This window comes from Bradyrhizobium jicamae (assembly GCF_018130215.1).
GTDB lineage: Bacteria > Pseudomonadota > Alphaproteobacteria > Rhizobiales > Xanthobacteraceae > Bradyrhizobium > Bradyrhizobium jicamae_A.
The window spans coordinates 1-18177 of the sequence record NZ_JAFCKQ010000004.1 but is presented as its reverse complement, the minus strand read 5'-3'; the positions used below and the strand labels follow the sequence as shown (position 1 = coordinate 18177).

17 protein-coding genes are annotated in these 18177 nt (G+C 64.8%); 9 read left to right on the top strand and 8 right to left on the bottom strand.

Features of this window, described 5'->3' with window-relative positions:
• Positions 1–31 precede the first annotated feature (31 nt).
• The 3 genes from JQ586_RS07415 to JQ586_RS07405 all read left to right on the top strand — a co-directional run bounded on the left by JQ586_RS07415 (position 32) and on the right by JQ586_RS07405 (position 6133).
• Positions 32–1096 (top strand): MBL fold metallo-hydrolase, encoded by a 1065-nt coding sequence (locus tag JQ586_RS07415; RefSeq protein ID WP_212393879.1) that lies wholly within the window; start codon positions 32–34, stop codon positions 1094–1096.
• A 183-nt stretch (positions 1097–1279) separates the two neighbouring features.
• Positions 1280–2509: a 5-aminolevulinate synthase gene (gene hemA / locus JQ586_RS07410; protein ID WP_212393878.1), complete on the top strand. Its 1230-nt coding sequence runs from the start codon at positions 1280–1282 to the stop codon at positions 2507–2509.
• Between the two features lie 114 nt (positions 2510–2623).
• Positions 2624–6133, top strand: coding sequence for a PAS domain-containing hybrid sensor histidine kinase/response regulator (locus JQ586_RS07405; protein ID WP_212393877.1), 3510 nt, complete (start codon positions 2624–2626; stop codon positions 6131–6133).
• Between the two features lie 45 nt (positions 6134–6178).
• Here the strand turns inward: JQ586_RS07405 and JQ586_RS07400 are convergent, their stop codons facing one another.
• On the bottom strand, positions 6179–6853 hold the full coding sequence (locus JQ586_RS07400) for a response regulator transcription factor (protein WP_212393876.1): 675 nt from the start codon (positions 6851–6853) through the stop codon (positions 6179–6181).
• Positions 6854–7173: 320 nt separating this feature from the next.
• Here JQ586_RS07400 and JQ586_RS07395 point away from each other — a divergent pair, with 320 nt between their 5' ends.
• Positions 7174–8802 (top strand): MFS transporter, encoded by a 1629-nt coding sequence (locus tag JQ586_RS07395; RefSeq protein ID WP_409334513.1) that lies wholly within the window; start codon positions 7174–7176, stop codon positions 8800–8802.
• 90 nt (positions 8803–8892) lie between these two features.
• Here the strand turns inward: JQ586_RS07395 and JQ586_RS07390 are convergent, their stop codons facing one another.
• From JQ586_RS07390 to JQ586_RS07380, 3 genes are all read right to left on the bottom strand, one after another.
• The gene (locus tag JQ586_RS07390) at positions 8893–9366 is read right to left on the bottom strand and encodes a secondary thiamine-phosphate synthase enzyme YjbQ (RefSeq protein WP_212393874.1); all 474 of its coding nucleotides are present in this window, start codon (positions 9364–9366) and stop codon (positions 8893–8895) included.
• A gap of 20 nt (positions 9367–9386) precedes the next feature.
• A complete protein-coding gene (locus JQ586_RS07385) occupies positions 9387–9902 on the bottom strand; it encodes a hypothetical protein (protein ID WP_212393873.1) in 516 nt (171 codons plus the stop codon).
• Between the two features lie 83 nt (positions 9903–9985).
• Positions 9986–10609, bottom strand: coding sequence for a 2-hydroxychromene-2-carboxylate isomerase (locus tag JQ586_RS07380; protein ID WP_212393872.1), 624 nt, complete (start codon positions 10607–10609; stop codon positions 9986–9988).
• 273 nt (positions 10610–10882) lie between these two features.
• Here JQ586_RS07380 and JQ586_RS07375 point away from each other — a divergent pair, with 273 nt between their 5' ends.
• The 5 genes from JQ586_RS07375 (at position 10883) to JQ586_RS07355 (ending at position 13508) form a co-directional block, all read left to right on the top strand.
• Positions 10883–11254 carry an AtpZ/AtpI family protein gene (locus JQ586_RS07375; protein ID WP_212393871.1) on the top strand — a complete coding sequence of 124 codons (372 nt, stop codon included), beginning with the start codon at positions 10883–10885 and terminating at the stop codon, positions 11252–11254.
• A gap of 72 nt (positions 11255–11326) precedes the next feature.
• Positions 11327–12076, top strand: a complete 750-nt coding sequence (locus JQ586_RS07370; protein ID WP_212393870.1) for a F0F1 ATP synthase subunit A — start codon at positions 11327–11329, stop codon at positions 12074–12076.
• Between the two features lie 55 nt (positions 12077–12131).
• Positions 12132–12362 (top strand): F0F1 ATP synthase subunit C, encoded by a 231-nt coding sequence (locus JQ586_RS07365; protein ID WP_016847054.1) that lies wholly within the window; start codon positions 12132–12134, stop codon positions 12360–12362.
• 89 nt (positions 12363–12451) lie between these two features.
• Entirely contained in the window at positions 12452–13018 is a 567-nt protein-coding gene (locus JQ586_RS07360; RefSeq protein WP_212393869.1) for a F0F1 ATP synthase subunit B, read from the top strand.
• A gap of 4 nt (positions 13019–13022) precedes the next feature.
• On the top strand, positions 13023–13508 hold the full coding sequence (locus JQ586_RS07355; RefSeq protein WP_212393868.1) for an ATP F0F1 synthase subunit B: 486 nt from the start codon (positions 13023–13025) through the stop codon (positions 13506–13508).
• Between the two features lie 77 nt (positions 13509–13585).
• Here JQ586_RS07355 and JQ586_RS07350 read toward each other — a convergent pair whose 3' ends face one another.
• The 4 genes from JQ586_RS07350 to thrC form a co-directional block, all read right to left on the bottom strand.
• Positions 13586–14263, bottom strand: a complete 678-nt coding sequence (locus JQ586_RS07350; RefSeq protein WP_409334512.1) for a hypothetical protein — start codon at positions 14261–14263, stop codon at positions 13586–13588.
• 160 nt (positions 14264–14423) lie between these two features.
• Positions 14424–15011, bottom strand: coding sequence for a GNAT family N-acetyltransferase (locus JQ586_RS07345; RefSeq protein WP_212393867.1), 588 nt, complete (start codon positions 15009–15011; stop codon positions 14424–14426).
• A 58-nt stretch (positions 15012–15069) separates the two neighbouring features.
• Entirely contained in the window at positions 15070–16359 is a 1290-nt protein-coding gene (locus JQ586_RS07340; RefSeq protein ID WP_212393866.1) for a pitrilysin family protein, read from the bottom strand.
• On the bottom strand, positions 16356–17774 hold the full coding sequence (thrC, locus tag JQ586_RS07335) for a threonine synthase (RefSeq protein WP_212393865.1): 1419 nt from the start codon (positions 17772–17774) through the stop codon (positions 16356–16358). Before thrC ends, JQ586_RS07340 begins: the two co-directional genes overlap by 4 nt.
• Positions 17775–18177 lie beyond the last annotated feature (403 nt).

Sequence of the window (18177 nt, the reverse complement as noted above, 5' to 3'; positions counted from 1 at the left end):
GCGGCGGCCCGTGGCCCGCTAAGCCGATAGCATGGACAAGAAGACCGACAGCATCCATTCCTCGGCAGAGGCACTGCGATACCCCTGGGAGAACCATCCCGGCCACGACCAGATCGTGGAGGTGATGCCCGGCGTCCTCTGGGCGCGGCTCAAGCTGCCGTTCCGCCTCAACCACGTGAACATCTATCTGCTCGCCGACGGCGACGGCTGGGCCATGGTGGACTCAGGTTTCGGCAACGAGGAATCGATCGCGGCCTGGACCACGCTGTTCGAGGGCCCGCTGCGGCACGTCAAGGTGACGCGCCTGATCGTGACGCATTCGCACCCCGACCATGTCGGGCTTGCCGGCTGGATCACCGAGCGCTTCGATTGCCCGCTGTTGATGTCGCAGGTCGAATATCTGCAATCGGTCTATCACCAGAACCGCGGCACCGAAGAGCGGCGCAATGCGCAGCGGCTGTTCTTCCGCCGCCACGGCATGGACGAGGAGCTGACCGAGAAGCTGCTCGGCCGCGGCCAGGACTACCTGAAGCGAGTGTCGGTGCTGCCGCCGTCCTACCACCGCCTCACCCATGGCGACGAGATCGTGATCGGCTCACGGCGCTTCAAGGTGATCACCGGCGGCGGACATGCGCTCGACCAGGTGATGCTGTATTGCGCCGCGGACAAGCTGTTCCTCTCCGCCGACCAGGTGCTGAGCAAGATCTCGCCCAATGTCAGCGTCTGGGCGGTCGAGCCCGAGCAGAACTCGCTCGGCGAATATCTGGCCTCGCTGGCGAGCCTGACCACCAGCCTGCCCTATGATCTGATGGTGCTGCCCGGTCACGGCGTGCCGTTCTACGGGCTGAAGACCCGGATCAAGCAGCTCGCCGACCATCACGAGGAGCGTTGCCGGCTCATTGCGGAGGCCTGCCGCGAGGTCCCGCAGACCTCCAAGGAACTGGTGCCCGTCGTGTTCCACAAGCACGTGCTGGATCCCCACCAGATGGGATTTGCCGCCGGCGAATTGATCGCCCATGTCAATTACATGCTGGTCGAGGGCCGCCTGACGGCCGCGACCGGCGGCGACGGCGTGCTGCGCTTCCGCACCACCTGAGCGCGGCACGGGTCGTCTCAAATCCACGCCGATTTGATCGACATCAAGCCGGACGGGCGCGGCTAGGGCAATTTGCCCAACTGTGCCGCATGCCCAATTGTGAGCCAATGCATAGACATCAGAGCTGGAAAAGCTCTAAGAAGAAGCAGTTATTCCGGTCAGGTTCCCGCTTCAGGTTTGCCGATGGATTACAGCCAGTTCTTCAATGCCGCGCTCAACCGCCTCCATGATGAGCGGCGCTACCGGGTGTTTGCCGACCTCGAGCGGATCGCCGGACGCTTCCCGCACGCGACATGGCACTCGCCGAAAGGCCAGCGCAATGTCGTGATCTGGTGCTCCAACGACTATCTCGGCATGGGCCAGCACCCGAAAGTCGTCGGCGCCATGGTCGAGACCGCAACCCGGGTCGGCACTGGCGCCGGCGGCACCCGCAACATCGCCGGCACCCATCATCCGCTGGTGCAGCTCGAAGCGGAACTCGCCGATCTCCACGGCAAGCAGGCCTCCCTGCTGTTCACCTCCGGCTATGTCTCGAACCAGACCGGTATCTCGACCATCGCCAGGCTGATCCCGGACTGCCTGATCCTGTCGGATGCGCTGAACCACAATTCGATGATCGAAGGCGTGCGCCAGGCCGGTTGCGAGCGCCAGATCTTCCGCCACAACGACCTTGCGCATCTCGAGGAGCTGTTGATCGCGGCCGGTCCGGACCGGCCAAAGCTGATCGCCTGCGAGAGCCTCTACTCGATGGACGGCGATGTCGCCCCGCTCGCCAGGATCTGCGATCTCGCCGAGAAATACGGCGCCATGACCTATGTCGACGAGGTCCACGCGGTCGGCATGTATGGCCCGCGCGGCGGCGGCATCGCCGAGCGCGACGGGGTGATGCATCGGATCGACGTGCTCGAGGGCACGCTGGCCAAGGCATTCGGCTGCCTCGGGGGCTATATCGCAGGCCGGGCCGAGATCATCGACGCGGTACGCTCCTACGCACCGGGCTTCATCTTCACGACCGCGCTGCCACCGGCGATCTGTTCGGCGGCGACCGCCGCGATCCGTCACCTCAAGACCTCGAGCTGGGAGCGTGAGCGCCACCAGGACCGCGCCGCCCGCACCAAGGCGATCCTGATCGCCGCCGGCCTGCCCGTCATGTCGAGCGACACCCACATCGTGCCGCTGTTCGTCGGTGACCCCGAGAAGTGCAAGCGGGCCTCCGACCTGCTGCTCGAGGAGCACGGCATCTACATCCAGCCGATCAACTATCCGACGGTCGCCAAGGGCAGCGAGCGGCTTCGCATCACCCCCTCGCCCTACCATGATGACGGCCTGATCGACGGGCTGGCGGAAGCCCTGCTGCAGGTGTGGGACCGGCTCGGCCTGCCGCTGCGCAGGAAGTCGCTGGCGGCCGAGTAACCCTATCCGGTTCCGATCGCGGAAACGGGCCGGTCGCGCGGTGCGCGGCCGGCCCGTTGGGTTTATAATCCCGCATCCGGCCCTCCGAGACCGGGGAAGGGAGATCAGCAAGCAATGCTGCACGACTGGGGCGTAATCGCCACGGCGTTCGCCTACATCGGATTGTTGTTCTTCGTGGCCAGCCGCGGCGACCGCATGCCGCCGGACGGGCGCGGCCGCGCGAGCCAGTGGATCTACCCGCTGTCGCTGGCGATCTACTGCACCTCCTGGACCTTCTTCGGTTCGGTCGGTTTCGCCACCCGCACCAGCGTCGACTTTCTCGCGATCTATGTCGGTCCGATTCTGATGATCGGGCTGTGCACGCCGCTGCTGCGACGGGTGATTGCGCTGGCCAAGTCGCAGAACATCACCTCGATCGCCGACTTCATCGCCGCGCGCTACGGCAAGAGCCAGGCGGTGGCGGCGACGGTCGCCGCGATCGCGATCATCGGCTCGGTGCCCTATATTGCGCTGCAGCTCAAGGCGATGGCCTCCTCGCTGGAGACGATCCTGAGCGAGGACCAGGCCTATTCCAAGATCCCGATCATCGGCGACATCGCGCTGATGGTGACGCTGGCGATGGCGGTGTTCGCGGTGCTGTTCGGCACCCGCCACACCGACGCGACCGAGCACCAGCACGGCCTGATCCTCGCGATCGCGACCGAATCCATCGTCAAGCTGGTCGCCTTCATCGCCGCGGGCGCCTTCGTGACGTTCTGGATGTTCTCTCCGATCGAACTCTACGAGCGCGCCCTGAAGACGCCGGAGGCGGTGCGCGCGATCGAATACGTGCCGTCGATCGGCAACTTCCTGATCATGACGCTGCTGTCGTTCTGCGCAACCATGCTCCTGCCGCGCCAGTTCCACGTCAGCGTGGTGGAGAATTCGACCGGTGCCGACGTCAGCCGGGCGCGCTGGCTGTTCCCGCTCTACCTCGTCGCGATCAACCTGTTCGTGATCCCGATCGCGATCGGCGGTCTGATCATCTTCCCGTTCGGCGCCGTCGACGCCGACATGTTCGTGCTGGCACTGCCGATCGAAGGCAATTCGCCGCTGCTCAGCCTCGCCGTGTTCGTCGGCGGCCTGTCGGCCGCGACCGCGATGGTGATCGTCGAATGCGTCGCGCTGTCGATCATGGTGTCCAACGACATGGTGCTGCCGCTGGTGCTGCCGCGCAGCGATGATGCCCGCGTCGGCCAGAAGGACTTCGGCGACTTCCTGCTGAAGGCGCGTCGCTTCTCGATCTTCGCCATCATGGTGATGTCGTATTTCTACTATCGCGCGCTCGGCAACACCCAGCTTGTTGCGATCGGCCTGCTGTCCTTTGCCGCGATCGCGCAGCTGGCGCCCGCCTTCTTCGGCGGCCTGTTCTGGCGCCGCGCCACCGCCCGCGGCGCCATGGCCGGCATGCTGGTCGGTTTTGCGACGTGGCTCTACACGCTGTTCGTGCCGAGCTTCCTGGAAAACTCCACCGCGGGCCTGATGCTGCTGCAGCATGGACCGTTCGGGATCGAGGCACTGCGCCCGCAGGCGCTGTTCGGCGCCGACCTGCCGCCGCTGCTGCACGGCGTGCTGTGGAGCCTTGCGCTCAACATGCTCAGCTACGTGCTGTTCTCGCTGGCGCGCGCGCCATCCTCGATCGAGCTGTTGCAGGCCGACATATTCGCGCCCGACGAGCTGGCCCCGACCGCGCCCAGCTTCCGGCGCTGGCGCACCACCGTGACGGTGCAGGACATCCAGAGCACGGTGGCGCAATATCTCGGTCCCGACCGCGCTCGCGAAGCCTTTACGGGTTTCGCCGCCGACCACAACACCGTGCTTGACCCGGCGGCGCCGGCGGATTTCGAATTGCTGCAGCACGCCGAGCGGCTGATCGCCTCCTCGATCGGGGCTGCGTCGTCGCGCCTCGTGATGTCGCTGCTGCTGCGCCGGCGCACGGTGTCGGCCAAGGCTGCGCTGAAGCTGCTCGACGATTCGCACGCGGCGCTGCATTTCAATCGCGAGATCCTGCAGACCGCGCTCAACCATGTGCGCCAGGGCATCGCGGTGTTCGATGCCGACCTGCAGCTGATCTGCTCCAACCGCCAGTTCTCCGAGTTGCTGGCCCTGCCGCTTCATTTGGTCCAGCTCGGCATTCCCCTGCCCGAAATCCTCGAATTCATGGGCGCGGTAAGCCCGCCCTCTGCGGCGAACAGCGACAGCCTGCTCGAACAGCGCATGCACGCCTATACCACCGAGGGCGAGCCCTACCTGGAACGCTTCACCGAACGCCATTTGGTGATCGAGGTGCGCGCCAACCGCATGCCGGGCGGCGGGCTCGTCATCACATTTTCCGACGTCACGCCGAGCTTCGAGGCGGCGGAAGCGCTCGAGCGCGCCAACGCGACGCTGGAGAAGCGTGTGCGCGACCGCACAGAGGAATTGACGCGGCTGAACTCCGAACTCGCGCTGGCCAAAAGCACCGCGGAGGACGCCAACGCCTCCAAGACGCGCTTCCTCGCCGCCGCCAGCCACGACATCCTGCAACCGCTCAACGCCGCGCGTCTGTACGTCACGAGCCTGGTCGAGCGCCAGAATGGCGGCGAGGATTCGCGCCTGGTCGAGAACATCGACGACTCGCTGGAGGCGATCGAGGACATCCTTGGCGCGCTGCTCGACATTTCCAGGCTCGATGCCGGCGTCATGACACCACAGATCTCGAGCTTCCGGATGTCCGACCTGATGCGCTCGCTGGAGATCGAATTCGCACCGATCGCCCGCGACAAGGGCCTTGACCTGCGCTTCGTGGCCTGCTCGCTGCCGGTCGAATCCGACCGCTCGCTGCTGCGTCGGCTGTTGCAGAACTTCATCTCCAACGCGATCAAGTACACGCCGCGCGGCCGCGTGGTGATCGGCGGCCGCCGCCGCGGCTCCTCGCTGCAGATCGCCGTCTACGACACCGGCGTCGGGATTCCCGTGCAGAAACGCGCCGAGATCTTCAAGGAGTTCCACCGCCTCGAGCAGGGCGCCCGGATCGCGCGCGGCCTCGGCCTTGGCCTATCGATCGTCGAACGGCTGGCGCGCGTGCTCAACCACCGCATCGCGATCGACGCCGGGAACGGCGGAGGCTCGGTGTTTTCGGTCACCGTGCCGGTTGCCGCCGAGATCAACCACACCGCCGCAGTAACCAGCGCGACGCCGCTGTCGAAGACACCGATGAGCGGCGCGCTCATCGTCTGCATCGAGAACGATCCCGCCATCCTCGACGGCATGAAGACGCTGCTGACGGCATGGGATGCCGAGGTGATCGCGGTGACCGATCCGGAGGCCGCCCTCACCGCGATCGAAACCGCGGGTGGCCGCGTCACCGGCGTTCTGGTCGACTATCATCTCGACCGCGGCAACGGCGTCGCCGCGATCCGCGAGATCCGCCGCCGCTTCGGCGACAACATCCCGGCGATCCTGATCACCGCCGACCGCAGCCCCGCGGTGCGCGCCGCCGCGCGCGAGGAGAACATCGCGGTCCTGAACAAACCGGTCAAACCTGCCTCGCTCCGCGCCCTGCTCGGACAATGGCGCAGCCAGCAGATGGTGGCGGCGGAGTAGAGCCGCATATTCTCAGAAATAACGAATGGCGGGATGCCCTTTGGCCTACCCCGTCGGCGTGCCCTGACGCCATTGGCCGCCGGCAATCTTGGCGGCGGCGATCACGGCTTGCGTCCGGCTCTCGACGCCGAGCTTCTGCAGGATCGCCGAGACATGCGCCTTGATGGTCGCCTCGGAGACGCCGAGTTCATAGGCGATCTGCTTGTTGAGCAGCCCCTCCGACAGCATCATCAGCACCCGCACCTGCTGCGGGGTCAGCGTCACCAGGCGATCGCGCAGCCGCGTCATGTCGGGATCGGCGGCCGCCGAAAGATCCGTATCCGGCGGAACCCAGACATCGCCCTCCATCACCTTCATGATGGCATCGCGCAGCGTCTCGACCCCGAAGCGTTTTGGAATGAAACCGGAGGCGCCGAAATCGAGCGAGCGGCGGATGGTTCCGGCATCGTCACTGGCCGAGACGATCACCACCGGAATCGCCGGATATTGCGCCCGCAGATAGATCAGGCCGGAGAAGCCGCTGATCCCCGGCATCGAGAGATCGAGCAGGATCAGATCGACATCGGAATCCCGCTCCAGCAGCGCGGTCAGATCCTCGAACGAGCCGGCCTCGCTGATGGTGGCCGAACTCACGACACTCGACACCGCCTGGCGCAACGCATCGCGGAACAGCGGATGGTCGTCGGCAATGACAAGATGTGTAGTGGCAACAGCAGTCATCTCAGTCCCGCAGGCGGATCGCGATCGACCCGCGCATCTTGGTTTTCTCCCGCGCGGCAGTACCACGCAAGCACTGAATAATGCCAGATGCCAAACGCAGTTAACCGGCTCGGTTTGTGCGCTGCAACAGATGCAAGTCGGACGCGACGCATCCCGTTCACCTTCCTGACGTTAAGCTGACACAGTGCAAAAGCCAAAAGTCTTATTGGGGCGCGTTTCACTGCGATGTTACCTTCGATGCCAAGACCAAAGTCGAACCGGATGTCGCCGGCGACGTTTGGGGCGCGCGGAAACAAGGCGGGGAGCGAGACACGATGACGATGGCAGCAGCCGCGGGCGGAGGCGTCCGTGCAGGTGGGATGACCGCAGAGGAGAGAAAGGTCATTTTTGCCTCCTCACTCGGCACGGTTTTCGAGTGGTACGATTTCTATATCTACGGAACCCTCGGGGCGTTCCTGGCCAAGTATTTCTTCTCGAATGTGCCGCCCAATGTCGGCTTCATCTTCGCGCTGCTGGCGTTCGCCGCCGGCTTCGCGGTACGCCCGTTCGGCGCGCTCATCTTCGGCCGGCTCGGCGACATGATCGGCCGCAAATACACCTTCCTCGTCACGATGACCCTGATGGGCATCGGCACGTTCTTCATCGGCCTGCTGCCCGGCTATGACAGCTGGGGTATCGCTGCGCCAGTCGTGCTGATCGCGCTACGCCTGATCCAGGGCCTTGCGCTCGGCGGCGAATATGGCGGTGCGGCAACCTACGTCGCCGAACACGCGCCGCCCGGCAAGCGCGGCTACTACACGTCGTGGATTCAGACCACGGCGACGCTTGGACTGTTCGTCGCGCTGCTGCTGATCCTCGGCATCCGTTCATGGATGGGCGAAGCATCGTTTGGTGATTGGGGCTGGCGCCTGCCGTTCCTGCTCTCCGGCGTCCTGCTGGTCGTATCGATCTGGATCCGCCTCAGCCTCAGCGAGTCGCCGGTTTTCCAGCGCATGAAGGAAGAGGGCAAGACCTCGAAGCGGCCGCTGAGCGAGGCATTCGGCGAATGGTCCAACGCCAAGACCGCGATCTTTGCGCTGCTGGGCGCCACTGCCGGTGAGGCCGTGGTGTGGTACGGCGGACAGTTCTACGCGCTGTTCTTCCTGACCCAGACCATCAAGGTACCGGGCGTCGCCGCGCAGATCATGATCGTGGTTGCGTTGGCGCTGGGCACGCCGGGCTTCGTCATTTTCGGTTGGCTCTCCGACAAGATCGGCCGCAAGCCGATCATCCTGGCAGGCTTCCTGCTCGCAGCGTTGACGTACTTCCCGATCTTCAAGGGGATCACGCACTTCGCCAATCCGAAGCTCGAGCAGGCGCTCGCCTCGTCGCCGGTGACTGTCGTCGCCGACCCGAACGAGTGTTCGTTCCAGTTCAAGGCAACCGGTACGGAGAAGTTCACGACGAGCTGCGACATCGCCAAGTCGGCGCTGGTCAACCTGTCGGTGAACTATACCAATGAGGCTGCTCCGGCCGGCACCAAGGCTAAGGTGAAGATCGGCGACCAGGTTCTGGCAGCGGACAGTCCGGACTTCGCAAAGACGCTGCCGGCAGCGATCAAGGCTCACGGATATCCGGCGTCGGCAGATCCGAACGACATCAACTACGTCATGACGACGATCCTGCTCTGGATCCTCGTGATCTACGTGACGCTGGTCTATGCACCGATCGCGGCCTGGCTTGTCGAACTGTTCCCGAGCCGCATCCGCTACAGCGGCATGTCGCTGCCCTACCACATCGGCAACGGCTGGTTCGGCGGTTTCCTGCCCGCGACCGTGTTCGCGATCGCGGCGGCCACCGGCAACATCTACTCCGGTCTCTGGTACCCGGTCGGCGTCGCCCTGATGAGCCTCGTGATCGGCTTCCTGTTCTTGCCTGAGACCAAGGACATCGACATCACCAAGACCTGATCGCTCGACATCACGATCCAAACGCATCGGCCGCGGAGCAATCCGCGGCCGATGTCGTTTGGAGGTCCAATGCGATTCGTCGCTACGGCATCAGTCGCGCGTGGCGCCGATGAATTGCAGCACGATCTCGCGCCGGTGCGGACGGGCGCGGTGCTCGATCAAATAGATGCCCTGCCAGGTCCCGAGCGCCATGTCGCCGTCGAGCACGGGAATCTGCAGCGAGGTCGCCGTCAGCATGGTCTTGATGTGGGCCGGCATGTCGTCGGGGCCTTCGGTATCGTGACGCCAGCCGGCGTTTTCGGGCGCGGCGCGATCCAGCGCGGTCGTCAGGTCCAGCAGCACCGTCGGATCGGCATTCTCCTGGATCGTCAGCGACGCCGACGTATGCCGGATGAAGACGGTGACCGCGCCTTCCGCGGCGCGCGCCTCGCGCAGGAATGCGTCGACATCGCGCGTGATGTCGATGAAGCCTGCGCCCGACGTCTGCACCGTCAGTCGCGACGACACGATCCTGGTGGCGACGGCGGAGGATGACGTCGAGCGGGTGATCGTTCTCGATGACATCGGTCCCGTCCTCGACTGCGTCAGATCTTGCCGCCGTTGACGTCGCGCTGCACGCGATTGGCCATCTCGACCAGGCGCCGCCAGGCGCGCTCCAGGAACGACATCACGCGATCAACGTCCTGGTCGCTCGGCAGCGGAATCTCGATCTTGCGATCGCCCTCGGCGGTCTTCGGCCCGGGCTTCTTCAACTGGTCGGATTTCGGCAGCGCCTCGTCGGTCTTGCCCGGGATGGTGGGTTCACGCGCCGCAAGCTCGGTCTTCAGCCGGTCATTGTCGGCTTGCAAGCGGCCGATCTCGGCGTCCATGGCCGCACGTTCGTCGGGCACCGCATAGCAGGCCCAGCCCGTATTCGAATTGGTGCAATTCGATACCGCGCCGGTGCGGGTGTCGAGCCGCAGATAGCCGTCGCCCGCGGGCGACAGTGCGTAGCGGCCGTTCTCGGTGTCGGGCGCCGATTGTGCGATCGCTGCGCCGCCGAGCAGAACCGTTGCCGCAAACGTCAGGGAAACTTTCGACAGCGACATCGCGATGGGCATGAGATTGCTCCGCCTCAATCAGATCCTGCCCCGCTTCGGCACGATCCCTTCCGCAAGTCTGTGCCGCTTGTCCAGATCATGCCTCAACCTTGAGAGTTATAGGGCTTGCGGCCCGACTTCAACGCATCCTCGAGCAATTCGATCCGGTCCTGACCCCAGAACACTTCGCCGTCGAGCACGTAGCCGGGCGAGCCGAAGACATCAGCATCAAGCGCATCCTGCCGGTTCTGCTCATAGGCCGCGCTGACCGCCTCCGTCGCTGCGCGCGCGACGAGTTGCTCGCCGGGCAGGCCGGCGTCATCGGCGAGTTTCACCAGGGTCGCCGAATCGGCGAGCTTGAGCTGATGCTCCCAGACCGCCGGATAGGCTCGCTGCAGATAGGGCTCCGGATCAAGGCCCACCTCCAGCGCCGCGATCACGACACCGTCGGCCAGCCGCGCGTTGAACGGCCAGTTCGCCGGCTGAAGATGGAAATTGAGCCCGCGCCTGTCGCGCCAGCGCTGCAACTCGACCATCCTGTAGCGCTGCCGCGCCGGATGACGCTTGGCGAGCGGCAACCCGCCGCTCTCCGCGAACAGGTCGACCAATTGCACCGGCTTGTAATTTATCTTGAGATCATAGGTACTTACGATCTCGCGGAACGGCTTATGGCCGATATAGGCCCACGGCGATTGGAGCGAGAAATAGTAGTCGATCTGACGCGTCATGCGGATTTCCGTTGGCGGGCTGGAAGAGTCTTCGGCCATCCCAACAGAGCGGCAAAACCCGCGCAAGATGGCCGCGTCGTCCCCAAGCTGCTGCACTGCGAACGCTGCATCACTCCGCTGTTGAATATCTTCGAATAAATCTAGCGAAATCAAAGAAGTAACTGGTTACGACGCAATCTTGACTTGATTAGACGCGGTCAGTATGGTCCGCGCGGCTTTTGACGGGGACGGGCGCAATTTCCATCATCCGCGGCATCGGTTAGTGTTCGCAGCATGGCTGAAAACACTCACCAGGACGCAAGTGGAAGTCGCGATCAATCGTCTCCCGACGAAGCTGCGCTTTCCGCAAGGCTCGGAAGTCTCGATCATCGGTTGTCAGAAATTCGCGACAGCCGCATGAGCAAGACTGATCAATCCGGTACAGAAAGCGGGGACAGTGCGGCCAGAGCTTCGGCGATGGCGCTCGGTTTTCGTCTTTCCTCGGAGCTGATCGCGGGCGTTGCCGTCGGGGCGGCGATTGGCTGGGGGGTCGACCATTGGCTGTCGACATCGCCATTCGGATTCATCGTGTTCATGCTGCTCGGCTTCGTCGCCGGCGTGGTCAACGTGGTGAGGTCCGCGGGCGTGGCTTCCGGCAGGCGCTGAGCGTCGACGGGAAGTCATGACATTTGCAATTCGATTACCGGCAGAACGGCCGGTGGACCAAGAGCCGCGCGGATGAAAATCGACCCTATCCATCAGTTCAACATCGAGCCCCTGTTCACGCTCGGCCATATCGGCAATCACACGATCGCCTTCACCAATTCGTCGCTCTACATGCTCATCGCGGTCCTGCTGATCGCGCTGCTGATGCTGGCGAGCGGCCGCGAGCTGGTTCCCGGACGGCTGCAGTCGGTCGCCGAGATCTCCTACGAGTTCATCGCTTCGACGATCCGCGGCAATGCCGGTGCGGAAGGCATGAAGTTCTTCCCGCTGGTGTTCTCGATCTTCATGTTCCTCTGCGTCTCGAACCTGGTGGGCGTCATCCCCTACACGTTCACGATCGCGAGCCACCTGATCGTCACCTTCGCAATGGCGCTCATGGTGTTTCTCACGGTCCTGATCTACGGCATCTACAAGAACGGCCTGAAATTCTTCAAGATCTTCATTCCCTCCGGCATTCCGATCTACATCCTGCCGCTGGTCATGTTCATCGAGATCCTGTCGTTCTTCCTGCGGCCGGTCTCGCACAGCGTGCGTCTGTTCGCCAACATGCTGGCCGGCCACATCGCGCTGAAGGTGTTCGCGGGCTTCGTGGCGATGCTCGGCTTTTCGCTCGGCGCGCTCGGCTGGGTCGGCGGCTCGCTGCCGCTCGCGCTCACGATTGCGCTGTACGCCCTCGAGATCCTGGTCGCGTTCCTGCAGGCCTACGTGTTTGCGATCCTGACCGTCATCTACCTCAACGACGCCATTCATCCGGGACACTAAGCGGTCCGGGGAATCTCCACCCACCAATCTGTCTATCTTTCTCAAGGAGCTACAAATGGAACCGGCAGCAGCTAAACTTATCGGCGCGGGCATCGCGTGCATCGGCATGGGCGGTGCGGGCGTCGGCGTGGGCATCATCTTCGGCAACTACCTCGCCGCTGCGGTGCGCAACCCGTCGGCCGCGCAGGGTCAGTTCGGCAACCTGATCTTCGGCTTCGCCGTGACCGAAGCGCTCGGCATCTTCTCGCTGCTGATCGCGCTGCTCCTGCTGTTCGTTCCGCTCTGAGCGGCACCCCGGTTCCGCTCTGCGGTAACCTCCGCGCCGCCCAGGGGTCGTCCCATTGGCGGCGCGCATGACAGCAACAGGAGAACACCATGGCTGAGAGTCATGGCGAGGCAAAAGGCCAGAATCCCGGTGCCCACACCGAGGCCGATGGTGGAGGGCACGGCGGAACCTTTCCGCCGTTCGATTCCTCCAATTTCGCCTCGCAACTGGTGTCGCTGGCGATTGCGTTCGTCGCGCTCTATCTGATCGTGTCGCGTATCGCCCTGCCGCGCGTCGGCGGGACGATCGATGCACGCCAGAACAAGATCGAGGGCGATCTGGCCGAGGCGCAGAAGCTGAAGGACCAGTCCGACGCGGCGCTGAAGGCCTATGAAAGCGAACTGGCGGCTGCACGCTCCCGCGCGCAGGCGATCGGCAACGAGACCCGCGAGAAGCTGAACGCGGCCTCGGACGCCGAGCGCAAGGCGCTGGAAGAGAAGCTGGCGGGCAAGCTCGCCGATGCCGAGAAGCAGATCGCAACGACCCGGGCGAACGCCATGAGCAACGTCCGCGGCATCGCGGCGGATGCCGCCGGCGCCATCGTCCAGCAGCTCGCCGGCGTGACGCCGGATGCAAATGCGGTGAACAGCGCCGTCGACGCGTCGCTGAAGGGATAGACCGATGTTTTACGAACCGGAAACCTGGGTTGCGATCGCCTTCGTCATCCTGATGATCGTGTTCGCCTATCTCGGCGTCCATCGCACGCTGCTGACGGCACTCGACCACCGCGCCGATCGCATCAAGGCCGAGCTCGACGACGCCCGCCGTCTGAAGGACGAGGCCACCAAGCTGCTCGGCGAGTACAAGGCCCGCCGGACCAGCGCGGAGCGCGAGGCCGAGGAGATCATCTCGAGCGCGAAGGCCGAAGCCGAGCGGATCGCGGCCGAGGCCAAGGTCAAGATGGAGGATTTTGTCGCGCGGCGGACCAAGACCGCCGAGAGCAAGATCGCGCTCGCCGAGGCCCAGGCCCTGGCCGATGTCCGCGCCGCCGCAGCCAATGCCGCGGTCGCCGCCGCCTCGACCATCCTGTCGCAGTCGGTCAAGGGCTCGGTCGGCGACGACCTCGTCGGCAAGGGAATCGCGGAAGTTCGCGCCAAGCTGAACTGAAACGCTTCCGATCCAAACACAAAGCCGGCGCGAGATGATCGCGCCGGCTTTTTTGTTCGATCTCCGAGTCCGCCGCATCATTCGACAGCGCCGGCCGCCTTTGGCGCCTTCTTCCTGGGCGCCGCGCGCGGCCTGGGCTCCGGCTTCAGGGCCTGCGGGTCGAAGCCGATATAGAAGACGTAATTGTCATTCTCCGCCGGGGTCGGCGCCGGATAGACCACATCCTCGGCCACCAGGCTGAACGGCACGCTGCCGCTCTCGTCCATCTGCACCGTGGTCGTGTAGGCCTTGGTCATGATCGTCTTCTCGCCGACGCCGCTGTTCACCACGGCGACGCGCAGCGGGACCTGGATGGTCGGCGGTGCGCCCGAGGGCCCGACGATCACCCGCCCCTGGATCCCGATCTTGGCAGTGATCTCGCCGTTGTTCAGGTTGCATTGCCGCGCCATCTTGGTGATGGAGGCCAGGAACTTGACGTCGTTGCCGACGGCCTCCTTGCCAGGCGCAGCCACGGAATAGGTCGAGGCGCCGGCGCGGACCTGCACCGGCGGACAGGTCAGCTCCGCGTCGCTGTCGTTGAGCTGCTGTGGCCCCGCGGGCGCCGCGGGCTTGGGTGTGTCGGACGATCCACCGCCGAACAGGCTCTTGAAGCGGTCGCTCAGGGATTGCGCCGGGGCGGCCGAAGGCAGCAAGGCGGCGCCGAGGCCGATCGTTGCCGCCGTCATGATCGCGAACCTGATCACCCTGTCACCCATGGTCGTCCTTAAGCCTCCAATCGAGGTTCCCTGTTTCGCGGGCGTTATAGCAAGGCAATGGCGGCGAACCCAAGGCACCGGCCATCCGCCATCGGTCACCAGACGCTTCTTTCGACGCGTTTTCTTCACGCGAACCGGTATCCACTTCGCTCGAAAACGCTTAACCGCGGAAATCCTCGTGCAGCAGGCCGAACAGCAGATGGTCCTGCCAGATGCCGTTGATGCAGAGGTAGCGCCGCGCCAGCCCCTCGCGGGAAAAGCCGCACTTTTCCAGCACGCGGATCGACGGGGCGTTGGTCGGGATGCAGGCCGCCTCGATCCGGTGCAGATTGAGCTCGCCGAACAGCGACGGCAGCAGCACCCGCAGCGCCGTCGTCATGTAGCCGCGGTGGGCATGCGGCTGGCCGACCCAATAGCCGATGGTGCCGGCCTGCACGATGCCGCGGCGGACATTGGCGAGCGTGATCCCGCCGATCATCACCCCGTCCGATTCGCGGAAGATGATGAACGGATAGGAGCGGTCGCCGGCAATGTCCTCGGAATAGCGGCGCAGCCTGCGGCGGAAGCCCGGCCGGGTCAGATCGTCGGACGGCCAGATCGGCTCCCATGGCGTCAGGTAGGCGCGGCTGAATTCTCGCAAGTGCGCCCATTGCGGATAATCGGACATTTGCGGCGCGCGCAGCAGCAGCCCGTGGCCACGCGGCATTAGCGCGGCCGGTCCGCTGGATGGCAAGCGAAACAGGGCCATGGCCCGACACTCCTCCGCCCGGATTCGGGCGTCACGCCCTGCCCTGCGAGTCGTCGCCCTAGTGCAGCAGCGTCTTTGCCTTCGACTTCGTCAATCCTTCCGCAAAAGACACCGCCGTGTCCAGACCCCTGCCGCTCCCCAATGCGACGACGGCGGGGCGGCTGCGCGACAGCAGCGCACGCGCGGCGTTGCGGGTCGATTCGACACTGACCGCATCGATCCGGGCCACCAGTTCCTCGACCGTCTGCGGCCGGCCATAGGCCAGCACATGGCGCGCCAGTTGCTCGGCACGGGATGAGCAGCTCTCCAGCGCCATCAGCAGGCCGGCCTTCATCTGCGCCTTGGCTCGCGCCACCTCGGCCTCGGTGAGGGTTTCAACCGCGTCGTTGATGACGTCGACGACGACCTCCATCATCTCGGGCGCGTCGGCCGGATCGGTACCCGTGTAGAGGCCGAAGAAGCCGGTATCGCTATAGGGCGCGTGGAACGTGTAGATCGAGTAGCAGAGCCCGCGCTTCTCGCGCACCTCCTGGAACAGCCGCGACGACATCCCGCCGCCGAGCGTGTTGGTGAAGACCTGGAGCGAGAACAGCGAGAGATCGGTCTGCGGCACGCCTTCGAGCGCCAACGTCAGATGCGCCTGCTCGAGCTCGCGATGCACCACGCGGGACCCGCCCTTGCCGAACATCGCCGCTTGCGGCTTCGGCGCCGGCGTCGGCTCGAAACTGGCAAACTTCTGCGCCACATCCTCGACGATGCGCTTGTGATCGACCGCGCCGGCGGCCGAGACCACCATGTCCGGCCCGCGGTAATGGGTCGACAGGTAGCCGCGCAGCATGTCGCGGTCGAAACTCTTCAGCGTCTTGGCGGTGCCGAGCAGCGAGCGGCCCATCGGCTGGTCCGGATAGCAGAGCTCGTTGAGATGCTCGAACACGACGTCGTCGGGCGTGTCCTGCGCCGCGCCGATCTCCTGCACGATCACGCTCTTCTCGCGCTCCAGTTCATCAGGCACGAAGGACGGATTGGCGAGGATGTCGGAGAGCACGTCGAGCGCGAGCGGCACGTCCGCCTTCATCACCCGCGCATAATAGGCCGTGGTCTCGGTCGAGGTCCCTGCATTGAGATCGCCGCCGACGGCCTCGATCTCCTCGACGATCTCGCGCGAGGAGCGCCGCGTGGTGCCCTTGAACGCCATGTGTTCCAGGAGATGCGAGATGCCGTGCTCGTTCGGCTTCTCGTCCCGTCCGCCGACCCCGGCCCAGACGCCCAGCGCCGCGGTCTCCAGATGCGGCATGGTGTCGGTGACGACGGTCAGGCCGGACGGCAGCTTGGTGATCTCGACGCTCATCCGATGGCTCCCTGCTTGGCGGCGCGGCTGACCGACAACACGAAGCGCTCGACAAGCTCGGGGTCGTTCTTCATGACAGTCATCTGTTCGGTTTTGGTCATCAGGCCGTCGAGCCAGGCCGGCAGATGCGGGCGCACGCCGCAGGCGGCCTCGACCGCATCCGGGAACTTGGCCGCATGCGCGGTCGACAGCACGATGTTCGGAATCTTCGAGTCAGAGGTGTCGCGGTCGGCGACTGCGAGCGCCACTGCGGTGTGAGGGTCGACAAGGTCGCCCGCCTCGCGCCAGGCAGCGCGGATCGCGGCGGCCGTCTCGGTCTCGTCGGCACGGCCGGCGTCGAAGTCGCGGCGCACGGCGGCGAGGGTCGCATCCGGCAGCACGAAACGGCCGGACTGCTTGAGCGAGGCCATCAGGCGGCGGATCGAGGCGGCGTCGCGGCCACTCGCCTCGAACAGCAACCGCTCGAAATTCGAGGACACCTGGATATCCATCGACGGCGAGGTCGTGGAGTGAACCTCGCGCACCTCGTAGATGCCGGTCTTCAGCGTACGCGGCAGGATGTCGTTGACATTGGCGGCGATCCGCAGCCAGCGGATCGGCAAGCCCATCCGCTTGGCGACATAGCCGGCGAAGATGTCGCCGAAATTGCCGGTCGGCACCGTGAAGTCGACGGTGCGCTGGGGTGCGCCGAGCGCGACCGCCGAGGTGAAGTAGTAGACCGCCTGCGCGACGATGCGCGCCCAGTTGATCGAGTTGACGCCCGACAGCGCGACCTGGTCGCGGAAGCGATGGTTGTTGAACATCTCCTTCACGATCGCCTGGCAATCGTCGAAGGTGCCCTCGATCGCCAGTGCATGCACGTTGGCGGCCGCGGTCGTCGTCATCATGCGGCGCTGCACTTCGGAGATGCGGCTGTGCGGGAACAGCACGACGAGGTCGACATTGTCGAGACCCGCGAACGCCTCGACCGCGGCGCCGCCGGTATCGCCCGAGGTTGCGACCACGATCGTGGTGCGCTGCGCACGCTTCGCCAGCACATGATCCATCAGCCGCGAGATCAGCTGCATCGCGACGTCCTTGAACGCCAGGGTCGGGCCGTGGAACAGCTCGAGCAGGAACTGGTTCGGCCCGATCTGGTCGAGCGGCACCACCGCGGGATGACGGAAGGTGGCATAGGCCTCGTTCGCCATGCGCCCGAGATCGGCGTCGGAGATCTCACCTGCGGCGAACGGACGGATGATCTCGACCGCGACCTCCCAATAGGGCCGGCCAAAGAAGGCGGCGATGGTCTCGGGCGCGAGTTGCGGCCAGGTCTCGGGCACATAGAGCCCGCCGTCGCGGGCGAGCCCGGTCAGCATCACATCGCAGAAGCCCAGTACGGGGGCTTCGCCCCTGGTCGAAACGTATCGCGTCAAAGCAACCTCCAAAGGCTTCCGACTCAGTCCTAAGCCTTTGATATCGTAGAATGATCATGTCCGCCGCCTGCGAACTGAGTGGTCACCATAGAAGATCGGACCGGCAAAGGGTAGCCCGAACGGCGCGTTCGCAGGGACGACAGCGAGCAGTTTGCACGACCAGTGAGCCGTACGTCCGCATTCTCGCGACATGAATAGTCCGAGTTTTGCTTCGTTCGCCCTCTCCTTGAATAGAGGGCGCAGGGAAAGCCGGGTGCCGATCGCACCCATGGGCCCGGTGCAACAAAAAAGCACCGGGGTAGGACCACAGGTGTAACCGGAAACAACCGGCTTTCCCTGCGCGATGGGTTACGGCTTATACGTGCTCGCCCCGGCGAGACTGGGCTCTTTTGTCACCGTCTCG